Source organism: Paraburkholderia caledonica (assembly GCF_000383275.1).
Taxonomy (GTDB): Bacteria; Pseudomonadota; Gammaproteobacteria; order Burkholderiales; family Burkholderiaceae; genus Paraburkholderia; species Paraburkholderia caledonica.
Window position 1 is genome coordinate 143,615 of record NZ_KB911035.1, and the last position, 26,640, is coordinate 170,254.

At 64.4% G+C, this 26,640-nt stretch carries 25 protein-coding genes; 13 read left to right on the forward strand and 12 right to left on the reverse strand.

Annotated elements, in window-relative coordinates; all coding sequences use genetic code 11:
* The first annotated feature begins 58 nt into the window (after nucleotides 1-58).
* On the forward strand, nucleotides 59-466 hold the full coding sequence (locus H281_RS0106790; protein ID WP_020066331.1) for a hypothetical protein: 408 nt from the start codon (nucleotides 59-61) through the stop codon (nucleotides 464-466).
* A gap of 69 nt (nucleotides 467-535) precedes the next feature.
* On the opposite strand, the gene H281_RS0106795 is transcribed toward H281_RS0106790, so the two are convergent.
* Nucleotides 536-1,072: a dihydroneopterin aldolase gene (locus H281_RS0106795; protein ID WP_020066332.1), complete on the reverse strand. Its 537-nt coding sequence runs from the start codon at nucleotides 1,070-1,072 to the stop codon at nucleotides 536-538.
* Nucleotides 1,073-1,493: 421 nt separating this feature from the next.
* On the opposite strand from H281_RS0106795, the gene H281_RS0106800 reads away from it, so the two are divergent.
* The 3 genes from H281_RS0106800 to H281_RS0106810 are packed head-to-tail and all read left to right on the forward strand — an operon-like array spanning nucleotide 1,494 to nucleotide 5,593.
* Entirely contained in the window at nucleotides 1,494-3,611 is a 2,118-nt protein-coding gene (locus tag H281_RS0106800; RefSeq protein ID WP_020066333.1) for a sigma-54-dependent Fis family transcriptional regulator, read from the forward strand.
* Nucleotides 3,608-4,186, forward strand: coding sequence for a flavoprotein (locus tag H281_RS0106805; RefSeq protein ID WP_020066334.1), 579 nt, complete (start codon nucleotides 3,608-3,610; stop codon nucleotides 4,184-4,186). Before H281_RS0106800 ends, H281_RS0106805 begins: the two co-directional genes overlap by 4 nt.
* A 24-nt stretch (nucleotides 4,187-4,210) precedes the next feature.
* The gene (locus H281_RS0106810) at nucleotides 4,211-5,593 is read left to right on the forward strand and encodes a DUF6513 domain-containing protein (protein WP_020066335.1); all 1,383 of its coding nucleotides are present in this window, start codon (nucleotides 4,211-4,213) and stop codon (nucleotides 5,591-5,593) included.
* A 19-nt stretch (nucleotides 5,594-5,612) separates the two neighbouring features.
* On the opposite strand, the gene rpe is transcribed toward H281_RS0106810, so the two are convergent.
* The 8 genes from rpe to H281_RS0106850 form a co-directional block, all read right to left on the reverse strand.
* On the reverse strand, nucleotides 5,613-6,323 hold the full coding sequence (gene rpe, locus H281_RS0106815) for a ribulose-phosphate 3-epimerase (RefSeq protein WP_020066336.1): 711 nt from the start codon (nucleotides 6,321-6,323) through the stop codon (nucleotides 5,613-5,615).
* 14 nt (nucleotides 6,324-6,337) lie between these two features.
* Entirely contained in the window at nucleotides 6,338-7,375 is a 1,038-nt protein-coding gene (fba, locus tag H281_RS0106820) for a class II fructose-bisphosphate aldolase (protein ID WP_020066337.1), read from the reverse strand.
* A gap of 32 nt (nucleotides 7,376-7,407) precedes the next feature.
* On the reverse strand, nucleotides 7,408-9,468 hold the full coding sequence (tkt, locus tag H281_RS0106825; RefSeq protein ID WP_020066338.1) for a transketolase: 2,061 nt from the start codon (nucleotides 9,466-9,468) through the stop codon (nucleotides 7,408-7,410).
* A gap of 90 nt (nucleotides 9,469-9,558) precedes the next feature.
* Entirely contained in the window at nucleotides 9,559-10,431 is an 873-nt protein-coding gene (locus H281_RS0106830; protein WP_020066339.1) for a phosphoribulokinase, read from the reverse strand.
* Nucleotides 10,432-10,493: 62 nt separating this feature from the next.
* Nucleotides 10,494-11,609: a class 1 fructose-bisphosphatase gene (locus tag H281_RS0106835; protein WP_020066340.1), complete on the reverse strand. Its 1,116-nt coding sequence runs from the start codon at nucleotides 11,607-11,609 to the stop codon at nucleotides 10,494-10,496.
* A 25-nt stretch (nucleotides 11,610-11,634) separates the two neighbouring features.
* Entirely contained in the window at nucleotides 11,635-12,723 is a 1,089-nt protein-coding gene (cbbX, locus tag H281_RS0106840; protein WP_020066341.1) for a CbbX protein, read from the reverse strand.
* A 114-nt stretch (nucleotides 12,724-12,837) separates the two neighbouring features.
* Nucleotides 12,838-13,266, reverse strand: a complete 429-nt coding sequence (locus H281_RS0106845) for a ribulose bisphosphate carboxylase small subunit (RefSeq protein WP_020066342.1) — start codon at nucleotides 13,264-13,266, stop codon at nucleotides 12,838-12,840.
* A 109-nt stretch (nucleotides 13,267-13,375) separates the two neighbouring features.
* On the reverse strand, nucleotides 13,376-14,875 hold the full coding sequence (locus H281_RS0106850) for a ribulose-bisphosphate carboxylase large subunit (RefSeq protein ID WP_020066343.1): 1,500 nt from the start codon (nucleotides 14,873-14,875) through the stop codon (nucleotides 13,376-13,378).
* A 553-nt stretch (nucleotides 14,876-15,428) separates the two neighbouring features.
* Between H281_RS0106850 and pqqA the strand changes: the two genes are divergently transcribed.
* From pqqA to H281_RS0106860, 3 genes are all read left to right on the forward strand, one after another.
* Entirely contained in the window at nucleotides 15,429-15,503 is a 75-nt protein-coding gene (pqqA, locus tag H281_RS35895; protein ID WP_013342881.1) for a pyrroloquinoline quinone precursor peptide PqqA, read from the forward strand.
* Nucleotides 15,504-15,603: 100 nt separating this feature from the next.
* Entirely contained in the window at nucleotides 15,604-16,188 is a 585-nt protein-coding gene (locus H281_RS0106855) for a DUF447 domain-containing protein (RefSeq protein WP_020066344.1), read from the forward strand.
* A gap of 54 nt (nucleotides 16,189-16,242) precedes the next feature.
* Complete coding sequence (locus H281_RS0106860) at nucleotides 16,243-16,986, forward strand: (5-formylfuran-3-yl)methyl phosphate synthase (RefSeq protein ID WP_020066345.1); 744 nt, start codon at nucleotides 16,243-16,245, stop codon at nucleotides 16,984-16,986.
* A 93-nt stretch (nucleotides 16,987-17,079) separates the two neighbouring features.
* On the opposite strand, the gene H281_RS0106865 is transcribed toward H281_RS0106860, so the two are convergent.
* From H281_RS0106865 to H281_RS0106875, 3 genes are all read right to left on the reverse strand, one after another.
* Nucleotides 17,080-17,670 (reverse strand): amino acid kinase family protein, encoded by a 591-nt coding sequence (locus tag H281_RS0106865; RefSeq protein WP_020066346.1) that lies wholly within the window; start codon nucleotides 17,668-17,670, stop codon nucleotides 17,080-17,082.
* A 103-nt stretch (nucleotides 17,671-17,773) separates the two neighbouring features.
* Nucleotides 17,774-18,898, reverse strand: coding sequence for a hydantoinase/oxoprolinase family protein (locus H281_RS0106870; protein WP_020066347.1), 1,125 nt, complete (start codon nucleotides 18,896-18,898; stop codon nucleotides 17,774-17,776).
* Entirely contained in the window at nucleotides 18,895-20,028 is a 1,134-nt protein-coding gene (locus H281_RS0106875) for an ATP-grasp domain-containing protein (RefSeq protein ID WP_020066348.1), read from the reverse strand. The genes H281_RS0106870 and H281_RS0106875 overlap by 4 nt, the downstream gene beginning before the upstream one ends.
* A gap of 13 nt (nucleotides 20,029-20,041) precedes the next feature.
* Between H281_RS0106875 and H281_RS0106880 the strand changes: the two genes are divergently transcribed.
* From H281_RS0106880 to H281_RS0106905, 6 genes are all read left to right on the forward strand, one after another.
* On the forward strand, nucleotides 20,042-20,788 hold the full coding sequence (locus H281_RS0106880; protein WP_020066349.1) for a HisA/HisF-related TIM barrel protein: 747 nt from the start codon (nucleotides 20,042-20,044) through the stop codon (nucleotides 20,786-20,788).
* A gap of 303 nt (nucleotides 20,789-21,091) precedes the next feature.
* Nucleotides 21,092-22,510, forward strand: coding sequence for a molybdopterin-binding domain-containing protein (locus tag H281_RS34395; RefSeq protein ID WP_020066350.1), 1,419 nt, complete (start codon nucleotides 21,092-21,094; stop codon nucleotides 22,508-22,510).
* A complete protein-coding gene (locus tag H281_RS0106890; protein ID WP_020066351.1) occupies nucleotides 22,507-24,207 on the forward strand; it encodes a formylmethanofuran dehydrogenase subunit A in 1,701 nt (566 codons plus the stop codon). Before H281_RS34395 ends, H281_RS0106890 begins: the two co-directional genes overlap by 4 nt.
* Before the next feature lie 31 nt (nucleotides 24,208-24,238).
* Entirely contained in the window at nucleotides 24,239-25,198 is a 960-nt protein-coding gene (fhcD, locus tag H281_RS0106895; protein WP_027804355.1) for a formylmethanofuran--tetrahydromethanopterin N-formyltransferase, read from the forward strand.
* A complete protein-coding gene (locus H281_RS0106900) occupies nucleotides 25,195-26,049 on the forward strand; it encodes a formylmethanofuran dehydrogenase subunit C (protein ID WP_020066353.1) in 855 nt (284 codons plus the stop codon). The genes fhcD and H281_RS0106900 overlap by 4 nt, the downstream gene beginning before the upstream one ends.
* Before the next feature lie 15 nt (nucleotides 26,050-26,064).
* The gene (locus tag H281_RS0106905; RefSeq protein ID WP_020066354.1) at nucleotides 26,065-26,628 is read left to right on the forward strand and encodes a cytochrome b; all 564 of its coding nucleotides are present in this window, start codon (nucleotides 26,065-26,067) and stop codon (nucleotides 26,626-26,628) included.
* Nucleotides 26,629-26,640: the final 12 nt, after the last annotated feature.

The following is a 26,640-nucleotide window of genomic DNA, read 5'->3' on the forward strand; positions in this document are numbered from 1 at the left end:
CAGGTCCGCGCGGGCCTCGCATGATGCCATCGTGCAATTGCTCTCACAGAGGCATGAGATGACCCTACGATGTCGCGCGCTGGCGGCCTTTGCCTGCATTGCGCTTGCCGCGCCGCTCGCCTGGGCGGACGGCGATCCGCAACAAACGCCGGCGCCGTCGTCAGGCTACAACTACCCGACGCAGGGACGCGTCGAATACGTGCTGTCCTGCATGGACGACAACGGGCACGATTTCGCGAACGTCTATAAATGCTCGTGCGTGATCGACAAAATGGCGACCGCGCTCCCGTATGACGAGTTCGTCGATCAATCGACCTTCGCTAAGTATGCGACGCTCGGCGGCGAAGGCGGCTCGGAGTTCCGGGTCGACCATGCGAAAGCGCAGACGAAGAAATTTCGTACGTTGCAAGCGGACGCCTACCGCAGTTGCGGATTGGGCAGCGATAAAACTGCGGCGTCGAAATAGCGGATGTGGCAGGTTAGCCCGGCGTGGGCGCGGGTGCGCCCGGACGATGCATATCCGGGCCTCGCGGGCTCAGTCCGGAATCAGCCCCTCGCCAAGCGACGCATAACTCGCAGGTCCACCCGCTTTTGGCATATCGCTGCGTTGGCGCTCGATCTGCACGCCGACGGCCGCTACGTCGTCGAATTTTGCCGGTTTAGCGAGCGACACGCGGACCCAGTGCGCGCCGAAATCGGTGATCAGCAGGCGCGCCACCGCTTCGGCAAGCGCTTCGAGTAGACGCACACCGTGCGACTCCAGCAGCGCATGCAACGCGCTGCGCACCGCAGCATAGTTGATCGTGTCCTCGATGCGATCCGTCGTACAGGCGCGAATCGCGGGCACGCCGATCGCGAGGTTCATCCGCACGGACTGCGGCACATGCAACTCGCTGCTGTCGATACCTATAATCGTCTGACCGATAAAGTTCTCGATAAACACGATGTCCATGCGCTTGGGCGTGCCCGAGGTTAGGCCCTCCGAAGGCGCACCCCAGGGCATACCCGCGCGAGGCGCCTGCGCATCGGCGGCGCAGAAGCTGGCAAGGCGAACGGTATCGATACGGTCCATGGTGTACTCCGCCGCGTAGCGGCAACAAGTTAAGAGACGCAACCCGGGTAAACGCAGAGCAGCACACAATGACTCGCGCGCGAAGCGCTCTGTGCCGCGCAACGTCAATGCAGGCCCCGGGCAGGGCATGCCGACATTAAAAGCAAAAAGCGGGCACACCTTGTACTATTGATGCGACTTCTTATTGAACGTGAGCGACATCGAGCGTAAAGTTTTAAGCCAACGCCTGACAGTAAACGGAAACAGCGGGCGTATTACTCAGTGCGCATACGGACAGGGCACGACACAGAAGCCGCGGCGCCAGGGGATGACATTATCGATAAAGCGGCACTCGTGACACGCAGGCGAAGCCCATGCGAATGCAACATTTCGCAAGGCAACGTTCGGCGCGCGTGAAGTTGCCGCAACGGAGACGAACCCCATGTCGTTGCTTGCTGACAGCTCCATGCACGTCCGTGAAATTCTCAACGTCGTCAATCATCAACTGGCGACACGTCCGACGAGCGAGCCAGTCGCTCAATCGTGGGCGCGTTGTGTCAACGAGTTTCAGCTCGACCCTTCCCGCTTTGTCACGCCGCCCATCCTGACGGACTACGAACTAAGCTCGCGCCGTGAGGCCATGGGCGATCTGATCGCGTGTTCGAAGCTGGAAATGACCACGCTTTATCAACAGCTGGCCGATCCCGAACTTGCCGTGGTGCTGGTCGACTCGGGCGGCGTGATCGTCCACCAGGTGTCGTCCGTACCGTTCGCGGAAGCGGTCGCCTCCGACGGCTTCCGCGTCGGCGCGCTGTGGAGCGAGCGCGAAGCGGGCACCAACGGAATGGGTACGTGCCTCGCCGAACGCGACTGCATTGCCGTCTGCCAGCACGAGCATTTCTATCCGCGCTACACGTCGCTCACCTGCTCCGCCGCGCCGATCTTCGACGACCGCGGCGAGATTGCCGGCGTACTCGACGTCACGAGCCGCTCGAAACTGTTGCAGCAGCACTCTCTGGTGCTAGTCGGCATGTCGCGCCAGATGATCGAAAACCGTTTGCTCGACGCGCGCTATCGTCATGCGAACATGATCCACTTTCACAGCCGCCCGGAGTTCGTCGGCACACTGCATGGCGGAAAGCTTGCGGTAGCGGACGACAGTACCGTGCTGGCGGCGAACCGCAGCGCCCTCTTCCAGCTCGGCTTCCGCTCGCTTAGCGAACTGCGCGGACGGCGTATCGAGGAGGCGTTCAACGCGTCGCTCGAAGACATGATCGCGCGCAGCATTCGCGGCTCGTTTCATCCGGTCACCGTGTACAGCGCCAACGCGACGAACCGCTTTTTCCTCGTCGCGCAGACCGCGCAAAATGCGGCGGCACGCGGCACGCGCGTCGCCGTGACAGCGCCCGTGGCGCGCACGAGCGCACCCGAAAAGCGCCCACCGCCGGCCCGGCTCGATGAAATCGCGCATCTGGAGTTCGGCGATCCACGCATGGCCTCGCAGATCCAGCTAGGCGTGCGCGTCGTCCAACGCAAGATTCCGATCATCCTCAGAGGGCAAACGGGCACCGGCAAGGAAGTCTTCGCGCAGGCGTTGCATAGCATCAGCCCGCATTCGTCGGGGCCGTTCGTGCCGGTGAATTGCGCGTCGTTGCCGGAGAACCTGATCGAGAGCGAACTGTTCGGCTATCGCGCGGGCGCGTTCACTGGCGCTCAGCGCGAAGGACGCCGTGGCAAGATCGTGCAGGCCAACGGCGGCACGCTGTTTCTGGACGAGATCGGCGACATGCCGCTCGCGTTGCAGGCGCGGCTACTGCGTGTGATCGAAGAGCACGAGGTCACGCCGCTCGGCGCGGAAACTACCGTCAAGGTCAATTTCCAGCTGATCAGCGCAAGCCACCGCAACCTGCTCGAACTCGTGCACGGCGGACAGTTCCGCGAGGATCTGTATTACCGCCTGAAGGGCGTCGAACTGAATCTGCCGCCGCTCGCCGAGCGCGTCGACAAGCTGCCGCTAATTCATCATCTGCTCGAGGCGGAGACCGATAACGATCCGCCGGAGCTAACGAAAGAAGCCGAGCAGGCGTTGTTGAGCTATGCATGGCCTGGCAACATCCGTCAGTTGCGACATGTGCTGCAGATGGCGATCGCGCTATGCGACGGACAACCGATCCGCTGCGAAGATCTGCCTGTGGAAGTCACGCAGCGCGATCCGCTAGTCGCGACGCCCGTCGTGTCGCACCCGGTTGCGCAGCCGGCGCCCCATCCGGACGACGACCCCGATCTTTCCGCGCTGAACGCAATCCAGTTGAACGAACGTGGGACCGTTCTTGCGATGCTCGAAGAAAATCGCTGGAACGTGAGTAACGTGGCGAAGGCGCTGGGCATCAGCCGCAATACGCTGTATCGCAAGATGCGCCGGCTGCAGATCCGTCTGTCGCATGACGGCTCGGGGCACGACGGCACCGATCTCGACGACCCAGCCGACGAACAGTCCTTCGACGGCGCGCCGCCCGACGGATCGCCGCCCGACGGTTCGCCGCACGCTCATAGCGCATGACCCAGGCGCCCGCTCGCAAGCTCGCCGATTTCAAGCCTGACGCGCGCTTTGCGTGGTGCGTGACGGGCTCGGGCCATCTGCTCGAGGAGTCGATCGAACTCGCGCTGGCGTTGCCGCGCACGGACCTTTTTCTCTCCGCCGCAGCCGAGGAAGTGCTGCCGCTTTACGGCTGGAAGCTGCCCAGACTGCGCGAGCGCTTCAACGTGTTCCGCGACAAGAGCGCGAGCGGCGTGCCGGTCGGCATGCTGTATCACGGCATGTATCACACTGTCATCATCGCGCCGGCCACCAGCAACACGGTGGCCAAATGCGCGTTCGGCATCTCCGACACGCTGCCCACCAACATGTACGCGCAGGCCGGCAAGCAGTGCATACCGGGCATCGTCTTTGCATGCGACACGGAACCGACGGTCGTCACACAAAGCCCGAACGAATGGGTCGAACTAAGACCGCGAACGATCGAACTCGACAACGTGGAGCGCCTGTCGCGCATCGAATACACGACGGTCGTGCGCTCGCTGGATGAACTGAAGACGGCTCTCGATCAACGCCTCGCGACGCTCGACCTGGTATGACCCTGCCACTCGGCGCTCACTGACATGGACCACATCGTCTTCCTGACCGGCCGGCTCGCCGAAAAGAGCCTGCTCCGCGTGCTCGAAAGCATGGCGCCGACGCCGTTCAGTTGGGAAATCCGCGAAATCGGTCTGCAAGTCGCCGCACTAATGACCGCCGACATGATCCGGCGCCGCGTGCCCGCGCCGCTCGCGGCACAGCGCGTGATCGTGCCAGGTCGATGCCGAGGCGACCTCGCGGCGCTGACCGAACACTATGGCGTGCCGTTCGAACGCGGCCCGGAAGAAGTAAAAGACCTGCCGCAGTTCTTCGGCCGCGAGGCGAAGCCGGTGGACCTCTCGCGCTACGAGACCGAGATTTTCGCGGAGATCGTCGACGCGCCGCGCCTCGACCTGGACGGCATTGCCGCGCGTGCTCGCGACTATGCCGCACAGGGCGCAAATGTGATCGACTTGGGCTGCTTGCCGGAAACACCGTTCCCGCATCTCGAAGACGCGGTACGCCGGCTGAAGGCCGAAGGCTATCGCGTGAGCGTCGATTCGATGCACACCGACGAGTTGCTGCGCGGCGGCCGCGCAGGCGCCGACTATCTGATGAGCCTGAACCTCGACACGCTGTGGATCGCGGACGAAGTGCCGTCCACGCCGATTCTCGTCGCACGCGATTCACGCGATCCCGCTTCGCTCGACGCAGCCATCGAGCGGTTCACCGCGCGCGGCCGCGCTTTTCTTGCCGATCCGATTCTCGATCCGATCCCGTTCGGCCTCGCTACGTCGATCGCGCGTTACGTGAGACTGCGCGAACGCTATCCAGACGTTGCGATCATGATGGGCATCGGCAACGTGACCGAGTTGACCGAAGCGGACACCAGCGGCATCAACGCCGTGTTGCTCGGCATGGCGGCGGAGCTTCGTGTGAGTGCGGTGCTTACCACGTCCGTCAGTCTGCATGCTCGGCGGGCCGTGCGCGAAGCCGACATCGCGCGTCGTGTGATGCATGCCGCCCGCGAAGCGCAGGTGCTGCCCAAGGGCATCGACGGCGATCTTGCGACAGTGCATGCGAAGCGCCCGTTTCCATACAGTCCCGCCGAGATCGACGAATTTGCCCGGCAGGTGCGCGACCCGAATTTCCGCGTGCAGGTGAGTGCCGAGGCCATTCACGTCTACAACCGCGACGGACATCTTCGTGGCGGTGATCCATTCGAGTTCTATCCGGACCTTCATCTGGAAGCAGACGGCGGCCACGCCTTCTATATGGGCGTGCAGCTTGCACGCGCTGAGATCGCGTGGCGGCTCGGCAAGCGCTTCGATCAGGACCAGCCGCTCGACTGGGGCTGCGCCGTCGATCGGCCCGAGCAGGACCTGTCCGCCTGGTGCGCGCCCGGCGAGACGATGAAGAAACGGTGAGCACGCACGGTACGACCGTTCAGCGCGCTTCCGCTAACGCTTCGTTCGCTTCGCTCATCTGCGCGAGCGCGGCACGCATCGCGCCCATGGCCTGCGCATAGTCGTCGGCGCCGAAGACCGCCGAGCCGGCCACGAACACGTCGGCACCCGCCGCTGCAATCGGCGCGATGTTCGACGCCTTCACACCACCATCCACTTCGATCAGCAACGCGCGTCCGGTGCGCTGCATGGTTGCGTCGACGCGTTCGCGCAGTACGCGCAGTTTCTCTAGCGTCTCGGGAATGAAGGCCTGACCGCCGAAGCCGGGATTCACCGACATGACCAGTACCACGTCGAGCCGCTCGATCACATGGTCGAGCACTGCGAGCGGCGTCGCAGGATTGAGCGCGAGCCCGACGCGCGCGCCGTGCGTCTTGATCAGTTCGATGGTCCGATGGACATGCAGCGATGCTTCCGGATGAAAACTGATCGTGTTCGCACCGGCTTCCGCAAAGCTGATGACGAGCGGATCGACCGGCATGGTCATCAGATGCACGTCGATCGGCACGCGCGTATGCGGCCGGATCGCCGCGCAAACGAGCGGCCCGACCGTGAGATTCGGCACGTAATGGTTGTCCATTACATCGAGATGAATCCAGTCGGCGCCGGCTGCGGTGACATCGCGAATCTCTTCGGCGAGACGCGCAAAGTCGGCAGACAGCAGCGAAGGAGCAATCAGAAAATCACGCATGCCTGTCTCCTTGCTCAGTGATATCGGCGCGCCATCGCGTCGAGCGGCAATGGCTTGATGCGCGGCGCCTGCCCTGCGCAGCCGAATGCCTCGAAGCGCTCCACGCAAACACCGCGCGCGGCCGCCGTTGCGGCCTTCAACGCGGCGCGCGGATCGAACTCGGCCCGCGCGTTCGCCAGCGACTTGCGCATTGCGCCGCTCATTGCGAGCCGGATGTCGGTGTCGATATTCACCTTGCGTACTCCGTGCGCAATGCCGCGCTGGATTTCTTCAACCGGAACGCCGTACGTGGTGGGAATCTCGCCGCCGAATTCACGGATTATCGCGAGCCATTCCTGTGGCACCGACGACGAACCGTGCATCACGAGATGCGTGTTCGGAATCCGCTCGTGAATTTCGACGATCCGGCCGATGGCAAGAATATCCCCCGTCGGTTCGCGGCTGAATTTATAGGCGCCGTGCGACGTGCCGATCGCAATCGCCAATGCGTCGACGCCAGTGGATTCCACGAAAATCTGCGCCTCGCGCGGATCGGTCAGCAGATCGTCGCGCGTGAGCTGCCCTTGCGCGCCAACGCCGTCTTCCTCGCCGGCCATGCCGGTTTCCAGCGACCCGAGACAACCGAGTTCCCCTTCGACGGAAACACCCACCGCATGCGCTGCGTCCACCACGCGCCGGCTCACCTCGACGTTGTAGTCATAAGTTGCGGGTGTTTTCTGATCGGGCAGCAACGAGCCGTCCATCATCACGGATGTAAAGCCCGAACGGATTGCCTGCTGACACACCGCCGGACTCGCGCCGTGGTCCTGATGCAGCACGAGCGGAATGTCCGGATGCGCTTCGAGCGCGGCCAGCACGAGGTGGCGCAGATAAGGCTCGCCCGCATATTTGCGGGCGCCCGCCGACGCCTGCAATATCACCGGACTCGCGGTTTCTTCCGCGGCCTGCATGATCGCGTGAATCTGCTCCATGTTGTTGACGTTGAACGCGGGCACGCCGTAGCCGTGCTCGGCCGCGTGATCCAATAGTTGACGCAGTGCTATGAAGGCCATTGCAAACTCCTCGAAGACGAATCGGATTCTGTTCACTTAGCACGCAGCACGACGCGACGGGCTTCGTCCACGACAGCCTGCGCGGTCAACTGGAAATGGTCGAACAGATCGGCGGCCGGGGCGGATTCGCCAAAGGTGTCGATACCTACCACGCCGCCTTCCAGACCCACATACTGACGCCAGAACGCGCGCACGCCCGCTTCCACGGCGACGCGCGGCACGCCGGGCGGCAACACCGCATCGCGCCATGTGTCGGCCTGCCGGTCGAACACGCTCGTCGACGGCATCGACACCACGCGCGCAGCGATACCCAGGGCAGCGAGCGTGGCGAGCGCATCGAGCGCGAGCGAAACTTCGGATCCCGTAGCGATCAGTATCAGCCGCGATTCCTGGTGTGAATGCGTGGACTTCGACGCATCGTGCCAGTCCCGCAGCACATAACCGCCCCGCTCGATCGCGTCGATCTGCTCGCTCTCCCGTGCAACAAACGGCAGGTTCTGCCGGCTCAGCAGCAGGCACGACGGTCCCTCGCGCTCTACCGCGCTCGCCCACGCGCGCGCCGTCTCTACCGTGTCGCACGGACGCCAGACGTCGAGTCCGGGAATCAGCCGCAAGCTCGCTGCGTGTTCAACCGACTGATGAGTCGGCCCGTCTTCTCCCAGGCCGATCGAGTCGTGCGTGAACACGAAGATCGAGCGCGTCTTCATCAGCGCGGCCATGCGGAGCGCGTTGCGCGAGTAGTCGGAAAACGTGAGGAAAGTGCCGCCAAATGCTATATGCCCGCGATGCAACGCGATACCGTTGATCGCCGCGCTCATGCCGAACTCGCGCACGCCGTAGTGCAGATAGTTGCCGCCTTGCAGGCCGGCTTCGTCGGCGTGAATGTCCACGGCGGCATGCCAGTTGGTGAGGTTCGAGCCGGTCAGATCGGCCGAGCCGCCCAGCAATTCCGGCAACGCGCGGGCGAGCACGGCGATGCTCTGCTGCGACGCCTTGCGCGTCGCGATGGATTGAGCCGCACTGTCAGCGTCGCGCAGCATCGCGCGAACCGTATCGCGCCAATGCGCGGGGAGCGCACCTCGCGTTCTGCGCTCGAATTCGGCAGCCTCGTGCGGATAGTGCTCGCGATAAGCATCGAAGCGGCGCTTCCAGTCGGCCTCCGCGGCCTCGCCGCGCCCGCCCGCATCCCACTGCGCGCGGATCTCTTGCGGAATCGCAAAGGGCGGATGCGGCCAGCCCAGTGCGCGCCGCGTTTTCTCGGCCTCTTCAGCGCCGAGCGGTGCGCCGTGCACGTCGTGCGTCCCCGCTTTTGACGGAGACCCTTTGCCTATAACGGTGCGACAACAGATCAACGTGGGCTTGCCAGCCGCGCGCGCGTCCCGCAGCGCGAGGTCGACAGCGTCGACGTCATGGCCGTCCACGTCGCGCACCACGTGCCAGCCGTATGCGGCGAAACGCGCGGGCGTGTCGTCGCTGAACCACTGCGCGACATGTCCGTCGATGGAGATGCCGTTGTCGTCGTAAAGCACCGTGAGCTTGCCGAGCTTCAGCGTTCCCGCGAGCGACGCCGCTTCGTGCGAGATACCTTCCATCAGGCAGCCGTCGCCGGCAAACACATACGTGCGATGATCGACGATCGTGTGACCGGGCCGGTTGAATTCGCGCGCGAGCAGTGCCTCGGCGAGCGCCATGCCGACCGCGTTGGCGAGGCCCTGTCCGAGCGGGCCGGTCGTCGTCTCGACACCCGGCGTTACGCCAACCTCGGGGTGCCCCGGCGTCCTGCTATGCAATTGACGAAACCGCTTGAGTTCGTCAATAGCAAGGTCGTAGCCCGTGAGATGCAGCAGCCCGTACAACAGCATCGAGCCATGTCCGTTCGACAGCACGAAGCGGTCGCGATCGGGCCATGCCGGATTGCGCGGATTGTGTTTCAAATGCCGGTCCCATAGCGCGACGGCGATCTCTGCCATGCCAAGCGGCATGCCGGGGTGGCCTGACTTTGCCGCTTCGACGGCGTCGATCGCGAGCATGCGCAGCGCGTTGGCCATCACGCGGGTCTCGGGATATGCAATGGATTCTGCGACGGCACTCATCGAATGTCTCCTTCAAAACCTGCACTGAATGTCTCGCTGCAAAGCCGGAGCGTGGAAGGCTCAGACCCTTGCGGCTCATGCCGCTTCGACTCATGCCCTTGATCGCCGGTCGATCAGTTGCAGAATCATCGGCGTGAAGATGAGTTGCATGGCGAGCCCCATCTTGCCGCCCGGAACGACGATCACGTTGGGACGCGACATGAAGGAGTCGTGCAGCATCGTCAGCAGGTACTGGAAGTCGATACCTTTGGGCCGCGCGAAGCGGATCACGACAAAACTCTCGTCGGGCTGCGGAATTTCGCGCGCGATAAACGGGTTCGACGTATCCACGGTCGGCACACGCTGAAAATTCACGTGCGTGCGCGAGAATTGCGGACATATGTAGTTCACGTAATCAGGCATACGCCGCAGGATCGTATCGACCACCGCCTCGTGCGAGTAACCGCGCATAGTCTGATCGCGATGCAGTTTCTGAATCCATTCGAGATTGATGATCGGCACGACGCCGATCAGAAGATCCGCATGCCGCGCGATGTCAATGCGATCGGTCACTGCCGCGCCGTGCAGGCCTTCGTAGAACATCAGGTTCGTGCCGGGCTGCACGTCTTCCCACGGTGTGAACGTCCCGGCATCCTGCTTGTAGAGCCGCACTTCAGTTTCGTCGTGCACGTAGTGGCGAAATTTGCCGGTGCCGTTCTCGCCATAGCTCGCGAACAGCGCCTCCAGTTCTTCGAGCAGATTTGCCTCTGGTCCGAAATGGCTGAAGTTCGGTACGCCGTCGCGCTCGTGCTGCTTCATCGCTTCGCGCATGCCGTTGCGGTCGTAACGATGAAAGGCGTCGCCTTCCACGATCTGTGCGTTGATCTTCTCGCGCCTGAAGATATGGGTGAAGCTCTTCATCACGGTTGTGGTGCCGGCGCCGCTCGAACCGGTCACCGCGATGATCGGGTGTTTGACTGACATGCGTTTGTCTCCGGATAGTAGTGTTCTGTTCGGCCGGTTGTGCGAGCCTTGGCGTCTTGCGCTCAGGCGGTGAAACCCGGCAGAAAAAGCGAGCGGCGGCCAAAGAGCGGCGACGTGAACGGCCGGTCCTCGCCACGGTCGTATTCGCCGTGATAGCGGCCAATGCGCTCCACTTCGTTGCGCGAGCCGAGAATCACGGGTACGCGCCCATGCAGCGCATGCGGCACCACGTCGAGAATGCGCTCGCGGCCCGTGATGGAAAGGCCGCCGGCCTGTTCGACCAGAAAGCTCATCGGATTGGCTTCATACAGAAGCCGCAGGCGCCCTTCCATGACCGGCGTTTTCGAGTCGCGCGGATACATGAACACGCCGCCGCGCATCAGGATGCGATGAACCTCCGCGACCATCGAGGCAATCCAGCGCATGTTGAAGTCCTCTGTACGGCAGCCCGTGCGGCCGTCCTTGCATTCCTGCACGTAGCGGCGCACGGGCGGCTCCCAGAAGCGTTCGTTCGACGCGTTGATCGCGAACTCGGCGGTGTTCTCCGGAATGCGAATGTTCGAGTGCGTCAGCACGAAATTGCCGATCTCGCGCTCCAGCGTAAAACCATGCGTGCCGTTGCCTACCGAGAGCACGAGCATCGTCGAAGGGCCGTAAATCGCGTAGCCCGCCGCGACCTGCTCGCGGCCAGGCCTCAGAAACGCGGATTCGCCGACCGGTCGATCCATGTCGGCGGAACGCTCATCCACATTGCGCAGCACCGAAAAAATCGAACCGACCACGCCGTTGATGTCGATATTCGACGAGCCGTCGAGCGGATCGAACGCAAGCAGATAGTCGCCGCGTGGGTAGCCTTGCGGAATCGTGTAGACGCTCTCCATTTCTTCGGAGGCCATCGCGGCAAGCAGCCCGTCCCACTCGCACTGCTGCACGAAGATTTCGTTGGTGGCGACGTCGAGCTTCTTCTGCTCCTCGCCATGTGTGTTGATGCTTTGCGCCGATCCGTAATTACCGCCGAGCGCCCCCTTGGTCAGCATCGCGGAGATCGACTTGATGGCCGCGGCTACGTCGATCAGCAGCGCGGATAGCCCCGCGTTCTGTGCCGCTCCCGCCGTGCAAGGCTGGCGGTCGAGCGTGTCGATGAGAAACTTCGAAAGGGTCGTGCGTCCGTCTTGCATGGCGATCTCCTGAGGTTGTTCTGTTTCAGCCTGGCGGCGCCGTCACGGCACGCGACGCAGCGGCGCCCGACGCAGTGGCGCCCGGCTCTTCCGCGCCCGACGGAAGAAAAGGCCCGGACGGCTCGGCGTTTTGCGCGAGCGGCTCGGCGAATACGCGGCTTGCGCGAATGTCTTCGGTCGTGATGAGTGTCAACGCGGCCGCGTCGATCGGCGCGCCGCCCTGCATCGCCGCGGCGAAAAGACGATTCGCCTGGCGCAGCCGCGAGCGGTCCAGCGCGTTGCGCACCGAGCGCGCATTGGCGAAATTCGGCTGACGGGTGCGCCGCGCGAGGTAATCCGCGAAAGCGCGCCGTGAATCGGTGTCGAAGCGGTAATTCAAGGTCGAGAGCATGCGCTCGGCAATGTCGAGCAGTTCCGCGTCGCCGTAATCGGGAAACGTGATGTGATGCGCAATGCGCGAGCGAAAACCCGGATTGCTTTCGAAGAACACTTCCATGCGCGACGCGTAGCCGGCGAGGATCACCACCAGATCGTCGCGCTGGTTTTCCATTGTCTGCAGCAGAATTTCTATGGCTTCCTGCCCGTAGTCCCGTTCGTTTTCGGGGCGATACAGGTAATACGCTTCGTCGATGAACAGCACGCCGCCCATCGCGCGCTTCAGCACATCGCGCGTTTTCGGCGCGGTATGGCCAATGTACTGGCCGACCAGATCGTCGCGCGTGACGGAGACGAGATGATTGCGGCGAATGTAACCAAGCCGATGCAGCACCTCGGCCATGCGTAGTGCCACCGTCGTTTTGCCGGTGCCGGGATTGCCAGAGAAGCACATATGCAGCGTCGGCGCGCCGCTCGCGAGACCGAGCGATTCGCGCGCCCGTTCGACGAGCAGATGCGCGGCGATCTCGCGAATGCGCGTTTTCACCGGCGCGAGGCCGACGAGATCGCGGTCGAGTTCCGCGAGCACGTCGCCGATGCCGGAGTCGCGATAAAGCGCGGCGAGGTCGATATGCGGCGGCAACCCGCGGCTCGCGTGCGTTGCCGCGCGGTCGTCCGGTGCGTCGTGCCCGGCTGCCGACGACGGTGCGTCGGCGTCAATAACGGCAGCTTCGGTCATGCTTTCTCCCTCCGGTCATCGCGCTCTAGTCGCACATTGGTCACGCATTGGTCACGCTTTCGCGGGACCTCCGCGGCACCTCCGCGGCACCTCATTACGCTCCCGTCGCCGCTATCAGCGCGCCGGACCGTAGCGCTCGCCCGATGGCCTGTCGCTCGCGTAGCCCGACAACCCATATCGCTGCACACGCCCGGGTCCATCACTACGCGTAAGCCGGAAACCCGGCTCGTCATCGGGCCGGTTGACGATGAACGACAGCCGCATCGTCTCGAATCCGCGTACCGAGTCGAACGCGTTGACCTTGATGTAGTGCTGCGGCCGCGCGGCGCGGCACGCCTTCACTTCCTGCAGCACGCCGGCCGCATCGTGCAGGTCGAACATCGGCAGACCCCACATTTCCCAATACGTGTTGCGCGGATGCGGGTCGTCGGTGAATTCGACGGAACAGGCCCAGCCCTGGCCGAGCGCGTAGTCGATCTGCAAACCGATCTCTTCGTCCGTGAGTTCCGGCAAGAAAGAAAACGTGCCTTGTGTAATGCGCATGACGTACCTCGCGATTGATTGACTGCAACGTTCAGACGGCGCACACGGTCTCCCGCGCAGTGCGTCGGCACTGCTGCGAACCTGCACCAGGAATCTTTCGATGCGCCGCTTATGCCGCGGTCGGCGTGGCGGCGAAATCCGGTGAATCGGTCGATGCGTAGTTGAAGCTCACGTCGCGCCAGGTATCGAGCGCCTGCTTCAGCGGCCCGCACCAGCGCGCCGCGGCCTCCAGAATGTCCGGGCCTTCGTGACGAATGTCGCGTCCTTCGTTACGCGCTTTCACCATCGCCTCGAGTGCGACGCGATTGGCCACGGCGCCCGCCTGAATGCCGCCAGGGTGACCGATGGTGCCGCCACCGAACTGCAGGATCGCGTCGTCGCCGAACAGGTCGAGCAGTTGATGCATCTGTCCCGCGTGAATGCCGCCCGAGGCCACCGGCATTACCTTGCGCAAGCCCGCCCATGGCTGCTCGAAGAATATGCCGCGCGACAGGTCGACTTCGTTGCGCGCCTCGCGGCACACGTTGTAAAACCCCTGCACGGTCAGTGGATCGCCTTCGAGCTTGCCCACCGCCGTGCCCGCATGCGCATGGTCGACACCCGCCATGCGCAGCCACTTCGCGATCACGCGAAACGAAATGCCGTGATTGCGCTGACGCGTGTATGTGCTGTGCCCCGCCCGGTGCAGGTGCAGAATCATGTCGTTCCTGCGAGCCCAGCGCGACATCGACTGAATCGCGGTCCAACCGATCACAAGGTCGATCATCACGATGCATGAACCCAGTTCCTTCGCAAATTCGGCGCGCTCATACATTTCCTCCATCGTGCCCGCCGTTACGTTCAGGTAGTGGCCCTTGACCTCGCCGGTCTCCGCTTGCGCGCGGTTCACCGCCTCCATGGAAAACAGAAAGCGGTCGCGCCAGTGCATGAAAGCCTGCGAGTTGATGTTCTCGTCGTCCTTCAGAAAATCGAGGCCGCCGCGCAAACCTTCGTACACGACGCGGCCATAGTTCTTGCCAGACAAACCGAGTTTGGGCTTGACGGTGGCGCCCAGCAGCGGACGGCCATACTTGTCGAGCCGCTCGCGTTCGACGACGATTCCCGTCGGCGGCCCCTGAAAGGTCTTCAGATAAGCAACAGGTATGCGCATGTCTTCGAGCCGCAGCGCTTTCAGCGGTTTGAAGCCGAATACGTTGCCGATGATCGACGCCGTCAGGTTCGCGATCGAGCCTTCTTCGAACAGATCGAGTTCATACGCGATGTACGCAAAGTACTGCGGCTCGGCCGCGTTCGACGCGGGCACCGGATCGACCCGATACGCTTTTGCGCGGTACATGTCGCACGCGGTCAACCGGTCGGTCCACACCACGGTCCATGTTGCCGTCGACGATTCGCCGGCCACGGCCGCCGCAGCCTCTTCCGGCTCGACGCCCGGTTGCGGCGTGATGCGAAAGAGCGCGATCACGTCCGTGTCTTTCGGCGTGTAATCCGGTTGCCAGTAGCCCATCTCGCGATACTTCATGACGCCGGCGGCATAGCGCTCGCGCGCATTGCCCGCATCGCGCGGCTTGTGCAGGGACTCGATCACCGGTTGACTGAAATCGTTCATGACGTATCCTCGATTGTGAACAGGCGCGCTGCCGGAAGAACGAAGCGCTTGAGTGCACTGTAGGCAAGGACGTCATTGTTGAGAATTCACGATTTTATTTGGCAGACTTAATCGATCCATTATCGATCGCATATCGTGGAGCGCGCTTTCGGCAAGTGCGAAGAAAGGAACCTGTCACCACTCGTTTGCAACTTGCTTCGGTGAAATCGCGGCGTAAGCATGAGGCCGGCTCCGCTCCTGAATGGCCATCGAAAGTGTGAAGTTGCATGCGCGCCGTATGTGACACGCGCATCAGGGTCTTTCGTGCGCGGTGGAACACTTTGCTGCATTATCGGAACAGTGCGCCGCGCCAGAAGCTCGTGCGGCGCCCATGCCGCGCGGGCCTGCCCGCCGCCGTTATTCGGCGAACGCTGTATTGCGGCGCGGCATAGGCTGCTCCAGTCTTCGTTGCCGGTCCGGCACGGAGCTTGCGTAGTCGATTACGCCAATGCAGTCCGGCAGTGTGTCGGGCCGACGGCGCAACGCTGTATCAACTCGATGGAGGAAGCACCTTATGCAATGGACGACTCCGAGCTACACCGATATGCGTTTTGGTTTCGAAATCACGATGTATATCGCTACGCGTTAAAGCCCGCATGGGCCGCGTGATGCGGCCCCTCTGCGGATCGATTGTTAATCGTTAGCTGAACGGGCGGCCTAGAGCGCTGCCAGGACACGCGTTCCCATCCATGATTCACGAAACGATCGTCACTACGGCAGCGTGCGATGGCCGTCCTCATGTCGCGCCGATGGGAGCCCGTTACGAGGGCGAGTTCGTCATTCTCTCGCCGTTCCGTCCGTCCGTGACGCTCGACAATATTGTCGCCTCGCGCGCGGCGGTCCTCAATTTCACTACCGATGTCCGCATCTTTGCCGGCTGCGTCACGCATTGCGCGACCGATTGGCCGACGCTCGCCGCAAGCCATGTGGCGAGCGTGCGGCTCGCCGAGTCGCTCGCGCATGCCGAACTCGAACTCGATGAATTGCGTGACGACAACGAGCGCCCGGTACTGCGCATGAAATGCGTGTACCGCGAAACGCATGCGCCGTTCGCCGGTTTCAACCGCGCGCAGGCCGCCGTGGTGGAAGGCGCAATTCTCGTGAGCCGGCTCTTCATGCTGCCGGCCGACAAGGTCGATCGCGAAATGGCGTATCTGCAGATCGCCATCGACAAAACAGCCGGCGACGCCGAACGCACCGCGTGGGGCTGGCTCACCGCCGCGATCGCGCGGCACCGCGAACGTCTTGCATCGCCGGGTGGCCAGGCCGCCTGACACGTATTAGTTGCGTACCACTCGCGTTTTTCCCGCTTTTTTCGGAGAACACCGATGACCGCATTGCTTGCGAGCGTCCGCTCGTACGACGAAGCATTGGATGCCGCCCGCGCAGGCGCCGATCTGATCGACCTGAAGGAACCGCACGCGGGCGCGCTGGGCGGGCTCGATATCGGCGACATCGCGCGGATCGTGCGCGAGCTTCGCGCCCGTTATCCGGTCAAGCCGATTAGCGCGACGATCGGCGATTTTCCCGCGGATGCGCTGGATGAAATCGCCGCGCGCGTGATCGAAGTGAGCGACACGGGCGTCGATTACGTGAAAGTAGGCGTGACGCCTGGACCGGCCGCTCGCCGTTGCCTCGAACAACTGGCGAACCTGCCGGCGGCTGTCGTGCCGGTGTTGCTTTGCGATGGCGGCATGAACGGCGAGCTGGCCGCGCACGCGGCGTCTCTCGGTTTTGTCGGCGTGATGTTCGACACTTCCGCCAAAGACGGCAGCACGCTGTTCGATCATGTGGACACCGACACGCTCGGGCGATGGCTGCGACTCACGCGCGAACGAGGCGGAATGTGCGGCGTTGCCGGTTCGCTCGGCTGGGCGCAGCTGGAACAGATTCGCGCGCTCGCGCCTGACGTGGCGGGTTTTCGAACCGCGTTGTGCGTCGACGGCAGGCGCTCGCGGCTCGATCCGCAGCGCGTCGCGCAATGGGCGGACGCATTGCATCGCGGCTCAGGCGATGTTGGCGCTGCCGGTATGGCGGCGGATCGGGCTGCGGCCGACGCGGTCCGCGTGTAGCACGCTGCATGGGCGGCATGACTGATCCGCTCTATGCCCTAACCTCGGCTCGGCTAGATTGGCAAGCTCAACCGCCTCTGCGAGGCAGCGCAGTCAGATCACCGGCGTATTCAGCAACCGGTCGCGCATCAGTTCGACATTGTCCTTATTGAACAGCTCGACGACGTAGTTCGCCTCGTTCACGTAATCGACAAAGCTGCGGTCTACCACGCCCGCGGCTGCAAGCGTCTCGAGCCGTTCGTTTCCCAAGATCGGGCAGGACTTCACGACGATCAGCCGCTCGGCGTTCAGCATCGTCGAGAGCCACGCGGCCAGGCTGTCGGAAGTTGTGTCCCAGTTGCTCATCGCGTCGGGGGTGTCGCGCATCAGCGCAGTCGGCACCCACACGGCGACGTGGCCGTCGCGCAGCGCGCGACGGATCTTCGCCTCGCTCGAAGCGAGCACGAGTTCGGGCAAGACTCCTTGCATGAGGAGCGCGTATTGCGTCATGGCCAGCAAACACATGTTGTGCGCGGCGAGGTCGTCGAAGCTCCACTCGCTTTGATACTGCCGCACCTTGTCCGCGAAATCGCCGCCGCCCGGAACGATGACGACGCGCCCGCCCCCCACTTCGCATAGCTCGATGAGCCATTGGCGCAGCGCCGGCTCATGACTCAGGCTGCCCCCGATCTTGACCACCCACATGATCGTTGTCCTCGTTTGCGATTAACCTCGTTTGCTTGTCCGCTTGCCTGCTGGCCCGCCTGTTTGCTCTTTGCGCCCGCCTCCTCCGGATGTCTCATGTGGTTCATGCGGCGCGTGTAGCCGCATCGACGCTTCGAATGCCGCCGCCGGCCTGCGCATAACGTATCGCCGCGAGCAGCCCCACCGCCACGCTCGGCGCACACGTCGCTATCCAGTCCGCCTGATCGGCCGCGCCTCCCGCCAGCGAGCCGAAATCCATATAGCCGCGCGCCTCTTCACGCGCGAGGGCCGCCGCCAGAAAGCGTCCGCAACCAGCGCCCACGAGCGGTGCGGCGGCAAGCTCGGGATGCGCCGCTGTCACGCGTGTCAGGTTGGCACCGATCTCGCGCAGCTGCAGCTCGCGCCAACGCTGCGCGAACGCGCGCCATTCGGCGGGGCTCGCCTCATGCGCGTCGCGGCCGATCATCCGCGCGAGCCGCCTTCTGCTCGCGAGTTCGTCTTTTGGGCCGTTGTCGGCGCTCGGGTAAAGGTCGTATTGCGGCGCGAGTTCGCCGGTGAGGCGGTAGACGTCTGCGGTGGTCGCGAACCATTCGTTCATCACGTTGACCGCCGCCCCGCCGAACTCAATTCGCTGCGCGATCCCGCACAACGGCGTGCGCACGACGCCCTGATAGACGAGTTCACCGGTCGCGAGCCGCCCTGCATCCGTCGATGCACGCGCAACGACTCTCCCGTTCGCAAGCGGAATGATGTCGGTCGTCGTGCTGCCGATGTCGATCAGCAATGCATTCGGTACGCGCGTCGCTATCCAGCGAGCGGTCGCCAGCCAGTTCGCCGACGCGACGCTGCGCCAGCCGGCCGCGCACGTCTGCGCCGTCAACCAACCAGACTCGCCCGCATAGAAAGCGACGCGTGGCCCGAGCCGTTGGGCGAGCGCCGCTGCGATTGCCCGCACGCCTTGCGCGCGGTCCTCGAAAAGATCGACCATCTCGCCCGTCATCGTCACGGCGTGGCGCGCCGCGTAGGTTTTCGCGACCGGCCAGCGTTCGAACACGAGGTCGATGGTGCGTTCGAGATGTTCGAGCCCTTGCCACAACGGGCAAGCCCACTGCGCGACCTCGAGCACGACGCCGCTCGCATCGTTCATCGACACCTTGACGTGCGCGCCGCCGACGTCCCAGCCGAACACCGGCGCGGCGCTCACGGGGTTCATGCGCGGCGCGTTCATGGCCGAACTCCGCAAAGAGGCCGGGCGTCGTGGGCGCGCGCCGCCGCAGCCGTAGGTCGGCCGCCTGTTGCCGATTCGCCCGGCCCGCGCGATTCGCCTGATTGGCCGGTTTCACGGGTTTCACCGGTTTTGCCCGGCTGAACGCGCACGCCATGCGCGGCCAGCAAAGCCGCCGCGAGATTGCCCCCCAGCGCGGCGGAAAGGCCTGCATAAGCCACAGTGAGACGCGGATTGACTTCGATGACGACCGGCCCACGCGACGGATGCCACACCACGTCGATGCCCGCAAAGCCGCGCAGCCCGGGCATCGCCGTCGCGACGCGTTTCGCAAGCTCGCGCAGCGCCTCGCCCTGCTCGCCCGCCGTGTCGATCTGATTGACCGCCACACCGTCGAATTCGACGATGCGCGCATGCTGCCCATGCGCCTTGCCTTCGCTCAAGCCAATCTGCTGCCGGTTGATGCTGACCAGTTCGACGCGCTCGCCATCGCAGATCAGAGAAAGACTGAGCGGCTCGCCGTCGACCCACTCCTGCAATACCGGGTTGCGCCCTTGCGCCGCGCGTGCGTCGAATTCGGCGCAAGCCTGCGCGAAATCGTCGAACAGGAATGTGTCGAGTCCGCCCGCGCCGTCGTCGGGTTTGACGACCCATTTGTTGCCCGTGTGGGTCACCGCCTGGCCGGGTTCGATGGCCGGCGTGGTCGCGATGCCATGCGCCGCCAGACAGGCCGCCGTCGCGCTCTTGCTCGACGCGACGCGAATCGCCTCTTTCGCACAGCCGAGCCAGCGCGCCGCGCCGACCGCGTCGTACAGATGCAGCAGCAAGCCGTCGCATTCCGGCGCGATGATGCATGCGTAGTCGTGCTCGCGGGCCACGCGCGCGACGAAGGCCGTCATCGATTCACCGGGCGCGGCCATACAATGAGCCAACGCGGGATCGACGGTCTCGAAGCGCGAACTCGCGAAGCTGACCTGAACGCCGTCGAGTTCGCGCAGATCCGCGACCAGCGCGTCGCGCATCACGCGGCCTTCTACGATCAGCGCGCTCAGGTCGGCGAGGCTGCCAGCCCCGGCAAGCGCGGGGTCGATGCCGCCGCCGGTGAGATACTCGAAGACAAAGATCTTGGTCAAAGGATGCGCCCCTATGCAGGTGATACCGGTTCTCGATCTGCTCGACGGCCACGTCGTTCGTGCGGTGCGCGGCGAACGGACTGCCTATCTGCCGATACGCTCGTCGCTGACGGCCACCAGCGAGCCGCTTGCCGTCGCCCGCGCGCTGCTTGTTGCGAGCGGCGCGCGCACGCTCTATATCGCCGACCTTGGCGCCATCCTCCAACGGGGCGCTCACATTCAAACGCTCACTGCTCTGCGTGCCGCGCTGCCGGGCATCGACATCTGGCTCGACGCTGGCTACGCCGACTACGCGTCGATGCTCGCGCTCTTCGACCGAATCGACGCTGGCAGCAAGCCCGCGACCCACGATCTGGCGACGCTCGTGCCGGTGTTCGGCACCGAATCGCTGCAAGACCCGCAAGCCCTGCACGCCGCCGAAACCGCCGGGCTCTCGCCACTACTCTCACTCGACCATCGCGCCGGTCAACTGCTGACAGCCGCAACACCTTCCGACATCTCGACACTCACGCCCGCGTCGTGGCCGCGAAGAGTGATCGCGATGACACTCGATCAGGTTGGCAGCTACGACGGCCCGGATCTCGCCACTTTCGAGCGTGTTCGCGCCACTGCTCCAGCCCATACAGACGTGATCGGCGCAGGCGGGATTCGCCATCGCGACGACATCGAGGCGGCGGCTCGCACCGGCGCAAGCGCGTGGCTCGTGGCCTCTGCGCTGCACGACGGCCGCGTCGGCATGCCGCTCGCCGCATCCACGTAGGCGAGCAAAACAAGTTCCATGCCAATCGGCGAACGGGGTGTGGCGGTAAACAAACGGCAAGCTTTGTCGAACTTTAAAGAGCCGCGCGTGACACTCTGCTCCAGAACGACACACAACCTGTGCGCTGCGTCAGACTTGCGCGGCCTGTGGTGACAAGGTCGCGAGCCCTCGGCCCTTGGTCGTGTCTCGCCAGTCGCCGCGATCCAGCTAACGAGGGCTTGCATAGGCAGCCGGAGCGCTGGCGGACGCCGCTCATGCTGTGCGTTCCAACGCATCGGCATGGAGCTTGCTAAATGTCGCCCCATGCACCTCTCGCCCACTGACCCGTCGACGACCATGCTTTCAGGCGCGGCCCACGTGCCCACCGCGGCGATCACACGCGACTGGACCTGCCCGTTCTGTCCGCTGCTATGCGACGACCTCGCGATCGAATCGCGTGGCGACGCAACGCTCGCCGTGCAGAACACCGACTGCCCTCGCCTCTTGCAAGCGCTCGCGTGCTACGGCGCTACCGATGAGCAGTGCGGTGCGAGCGTTGACGGACACGACGTGGAACTGGACGCAGCGCTGACTCATGCGGCGCGGATTCTGTCGTCGGCCCGGCGTCCGCTGTTCGGCGGATTGTCGACCGATGTGGCCGGCGCGCGTGCGTTGTACACGTTTGCTGCAAGCTGCGGCGCGATTCTCGATCATCAGCATGGCGATGCGATGAGCGCGGCCACACTCGCCTTGCAGGACCGCGGCTCGTTTTTCACGACGCTTTCCGAAGTGCGCTCCCGCGCCGATCTGCTGATATTTTTCGGCTGTCAGCCGTCGCGCCGCTATCCGCGCTTCTTCGCCCGCACGATAGAAGGAACCGACACGGCGCGCGAACTGGTGTTCGTCGGCTGCGAGCCCGATCCGGCGGCAAGCCGGCTCGCGAACACGCGAGTCGAGTCGATCCTGCCGGACGCCGATCCGTTCGATACGCTCGCGCTGTGGTCCACCATCAGCGACGCGCGTGCGCCAAACGCATTCCCTGAAGACATGGCAGATGCCCAGAACTCGAAGCAGTCGCTCGACGTGTTGCAGGCGCTTCAGGCTCGCATCGCGGCGGCGCGCTACACCGTGTTCGTTTATGAGCCCGCTTCGTTACCCGCCCCGCATGCGGCACTGTTGATCGAAGCGCTGAACCGGATCGTCAAGGCGTCGAATCTGAAGTCGCGCGCGGGCGGCCTCGCGCTCGGCGGCGACGACGGCGCGCTGAGCGTCAACCAGACGGTCACGTGGCTCTCGGGGCTGCCGCTTCGCACGCGGGTCTCGAAGCCGGCACGCACCGCCGGCACCGCACCGCTCGATCACGACCCGTATCGCTATCGCGCCGAAAGGCTGCTCGCGGATGGCGAAATCGACGCGCTGCTGTGGGTCGCCAGTTTCGCGCCGCCCGCATGGCCCGAAGCATTGCCTCAAGACCTGCCGACCATCGTGCTCGGCCACCCCGCTCTCGCGCAGATCGCGGCGGCGCGTGGCGAGGGCACCGTGTTCATTCCGGTCGCCACACCTGGCGTCGATAGCGGCGGGCATCTGTTCCGGGTCGACAGTTCGGTGGTGATGCCGCTCGCCGCCGCGCGCGCCGCGCCGCTTGCCACGGTCGCGACCGTGGCGGCGCAGCTTGCCGCGCGGATACCCACCACCTTCCCGGCGCCTGATCCCACACCTTCCGCCGCGCAGGTGCGGCCATGACGCTGATCCGGCTCAAGGGCGGCACGGTTTTCGATCCAGCCAACGGCATCGACGGCGAGCGCCGCGACCTGGCCATTCGTGACGGCCGCATCGTCGATGTGCCTGCCAACGTCCCGGCCGACAGCGAATACGACGCCACCGGCATGATCGTAATGGCGGGCGGCATCGACATGCATTCGCATATTGGCGGCGGCAAGACGAATCTGTCGCGCCTTCTGCTGCCCGAGGATCACCGCGACGACCCCGTGCGCGACGCAGCCTATGAGTCCGTGCAGGACGCGAACGGCCGCTATCTAAGGCTGCCTTCGTGCGGCGTCTGCGCGCCCGGCACGCTGGCAACCGGCTATCGTTACGCGGAAATGGGCTACACCGCAGCGTTCGAGCCGGCGATGATGCCGTCGAACGCGCGGCACACGCACCTGGAGATGGGCGACACGCCGATCATCGATCACGGCGCCTACGTGATGCTTGGCAACGACGAACTGTTCCTGCAGATGCTCGCCGCGCGCGACGACTTCGAGCGCCTGCGCGACTATGTCGGCTGGACGATCCATTCAAGCAAGGCGCTGGGCGTCAAGGTCGTGAACCCCGGCGGCATTTCCGCCTTCAAGTTCAATCAGCGCGCGTTGAATGTCGACGAACCGCACGTGCATTACGGCATCACGCCGCGCGACGTGCTGCACACGTTGACGCGCGCGTTGACCGAGTTGCGCGTGCCGCATCCGCTGCATGTGCATGCGAGCAATCTCGGCGTGCCCGGCAACATCGATTCGACCATCGCCACGATGGATGCCGCCGACGGCCTCCCCGTGCACCTCACTCATATTCAGTTTCACAGCTATGGCGTGGAAGGACCGCTGAAATTCTCGTCGGGCGCGCGCCAGATCGCGGAGGCCGTGAACGCGCGGCCGAACGTGTCGATCGACGTCGGCCAGATTATCTTCGGCCAGACCGTGACGGCCTCCGGCGACACGATGATGCAGTTCCGCAACGCGCCGCTCGCCCGGCCGCACAAGTGGGTGGTGGGCGATATCGAATGCGATGCCGGGTGCGGCGTGGTGCCGTTCCGCTATCGCGAGCAGAGCTATGTGAATGCATTGCAGTGGATCATCGGGCTGGAGATTTTTCTTCTCGTGGACGACCCGTGGCGCGTCGCCATGACCACCGATCATCCCAACGGCGGCCCCTTCACGAGCTATCCGCATCTGATCCGTCTCTTGATGGACAAATCGTTTCGCGACGAACAACTGGCGAAGCTCCATGCCGACGCGCAAGTGGCGAGTGCGTTACCGCAACTGACACGCGAGTTCTCGCTGTACGAGATCGCAATCATCACGCGTGCGGGACCGGCGCGCCTGCTCGGCTTGCGCGACCGCGGCCATCTCGGCCTGGGCGCGGCGGCGGACATTGCCGTCTATCGCGACGATCCGGACCGCGAACGGATGTTCACGTCGCCCGCTTACGTGTTCAAGGACGGCGAGCTGGTGGCACGCGACGGCACGCTCGTCGCGACGCCGACGGGCGGCATCCATTTCGTGTCGCCGGAATTCGACCGGGGCATCGAGAAGCGGATACGCGCCTACAGCGAAAAAAATCTCGCGAGCAACTTCGCGCATGCGGCGATCAGCGACGACGAAATCTGCAACTGCTGCCGCGGCGGCAAGCTGCTGCCGGTCGAATGCTTTGCGCAGGGTTGACATGGCTGACCTGAACAGCGACCCGCACACGATGAGCGACACGGCGACCCTGCAAATCAACGGCACCACGATCGACGCCACGTTCGCGGAAGCGTTTCCGATGAAGGCGACGCGGCTCGTGATCACCGCGCATACGCCGGCGTGGGCAATGAACGCGGCGCGCTCGCTGACGGGTTTTGCGACCTCGGTGATCGGTTGCGGTTGCGAGGCCGGCATCGAACGCACGCTCGAAGGCGACGAAACACCGGATGGACGGCCGGGCGCCGCCGTGCTGCTGTTCGCCGTGTCGTCGAAGGAACTGGCCAAGCAGATCGAACGGCGTGTCGGACAATGCGTGCTCACTTGCCCGACCACTGCCGTGTATCGCGGCATCGACCCGGAAACGACCCGAGCGCCGCTCTCCGATCTCGCGCCGCTCGGCAAGAACCTGCGTTTTTTCGGCGACGGCTGGCAGATCTCGAAGATGCTCGGCGACACGCGCTACTGGCGAGTGCCGGTGATGGACGGCGAATTCGTCTGCGAGGAAACCGCGCCCACCGTGAAGGCCGTGGGCGGCGGCAATCTGATTCTTCTCGCACGCGATATCGACGCGGCGCTGGCCGCTGCCGAAGCGGCCGTCGCCGCGATGCGCATGTTGCCGAACGTGATCATGCCTTTTCCGGGCGGCGTCGTGCGTTCGGGCTCGAAGGTCGGCTCGAAGTACAAAGGCGCCACCGCGTCCACGAACGACGCGTTCTGTCCAACGCTCGCGGGCCTGTCGGCGCGCAGCGAACTGAGCGCTGAAGTGGGCTGCGTGCTCGAGATCGTGATCGACGGGCTCACCGAAGCGGATGTCGGCGCGGCGATGACGGCGGGCATCGTCGCAGCCGCCGGACTGGGACGCGCGGCGGGCCTGCTGCGCGTGTCGGCGGGCAATTACGGCGGTAAGCTCGGTCCCTACCACTTCCATCTTCACCAACTGGCGGCCGGTCTCGGCGGGAGCGGCGCATGAGTGTCGTGACCACGTTGCGCGTCAGGACGGCGCCGGGTTTTCGCGTCGACGCCTCGGCGTTGCTGCCGGCATCGCTCGCAGCGCTCTCCATCGCGGACGTCGAGCGCATCGTGCTGCCCGCAGGCAACGATAGTTGCGCCGTCGGCGATGTATTCGACGTCTCGCGCAGCGGCGATGCGGCGACGTCGGACGAAGCGGGCCAGGGCGGCGCCGACTGCGCCCTGATGATCGAAGACGCCGGACCGTGGCTCGACCGCATCGGCGCGCGAATGACGCAAGGCCACCTCATCGTGAGCGGTTCGGCAGGCGATCAATGCGGCTTGCAGATGGCCGGCGGCGTGTTGCGAATCGACGGCGACGCGGGCCATTTCACCGCCTGCGAAATGCGCGGCGGACGGCTCACGGTGGCGGGCAATTGCGGCGATTTCGCGGCGGGCGCGCTCGCCGGCGACATGGAAGGCATGACGGGCGGCACGCTGACGATTCACGGTAACGCGGGCGCGCGGCTCGCCGACCGCATGCGTCGCGGGCTCGTGCTGGTGGGCGGCAACGCGGGCGATTTCGCAGCGTCGCGGCTCGTCGCGGGCACCATCGGCATCGCGGGTCAACTGGGCGCACACTATGCGTATGGGATGAGGCGCGGAACCCTGCTGCTCGCCCAGCGTCCCACCAGTGTGCCACCCACCTTCACCGACGGCGGCCGTGGTTTCGACGTATTCTGGTCTCTGCTCGTGCGCAGTCTCGCCAGCGAGATTGCGCCTTTCTCACAGTGGCGCGCGGCCCGTCTGCCGCGCCGCTATGCAGGCGATGTCGCCGTCGACGGACGGGGCGAAATCCTCGTGGTGGGCTAACCAAAGGAGGCAGACATGACGACCGCGCATTCTTCTTCCGCGCCCTCACGCGCCAGCGCCGCACCGCGCTACGCCGGCTCGATGATCGCACTGCATTGGCTGATCGCCTTCGGCATCATCGGCCTGCTCGCGCTCGGGCTGTATATGGTCGGACTGCCGAAGGGCCTGCCCGTCAAGGCGACGCTTCTGAACCTTCACAAGTCCATCGGACTGACGGTTTTCCTGCTGGTGCTTCTACGCATCGTGGCGCGTGTGGCCTTTCATCGGCCGCCCCTGCCGCCGATGCGACCGTGGCAACGCGCCGCCGCGCGCACTACGCAGGGCCTTTTATACGTGGCAATGGTGGCAATGCCCGTGTCGGGCTATCTGGGCTCGTCATTCAACCGCTATGGAACGCGCTTCTGGGGTATCCCGCTGCCCAAGTGGGGCTGGGACGACGCGGGGCTGCGCGAACTGTTCTTCGGCATTCACGAAGCGACCGCCTATGTGCTGATCGCGCTGATCGCGTTGCATGTGGCGGGCGCGCTCAAGCATCAATGGATCGACCGTGACAATCTGCTCGCGAGGATGTTGCCATGAGGCGGCCGCGCT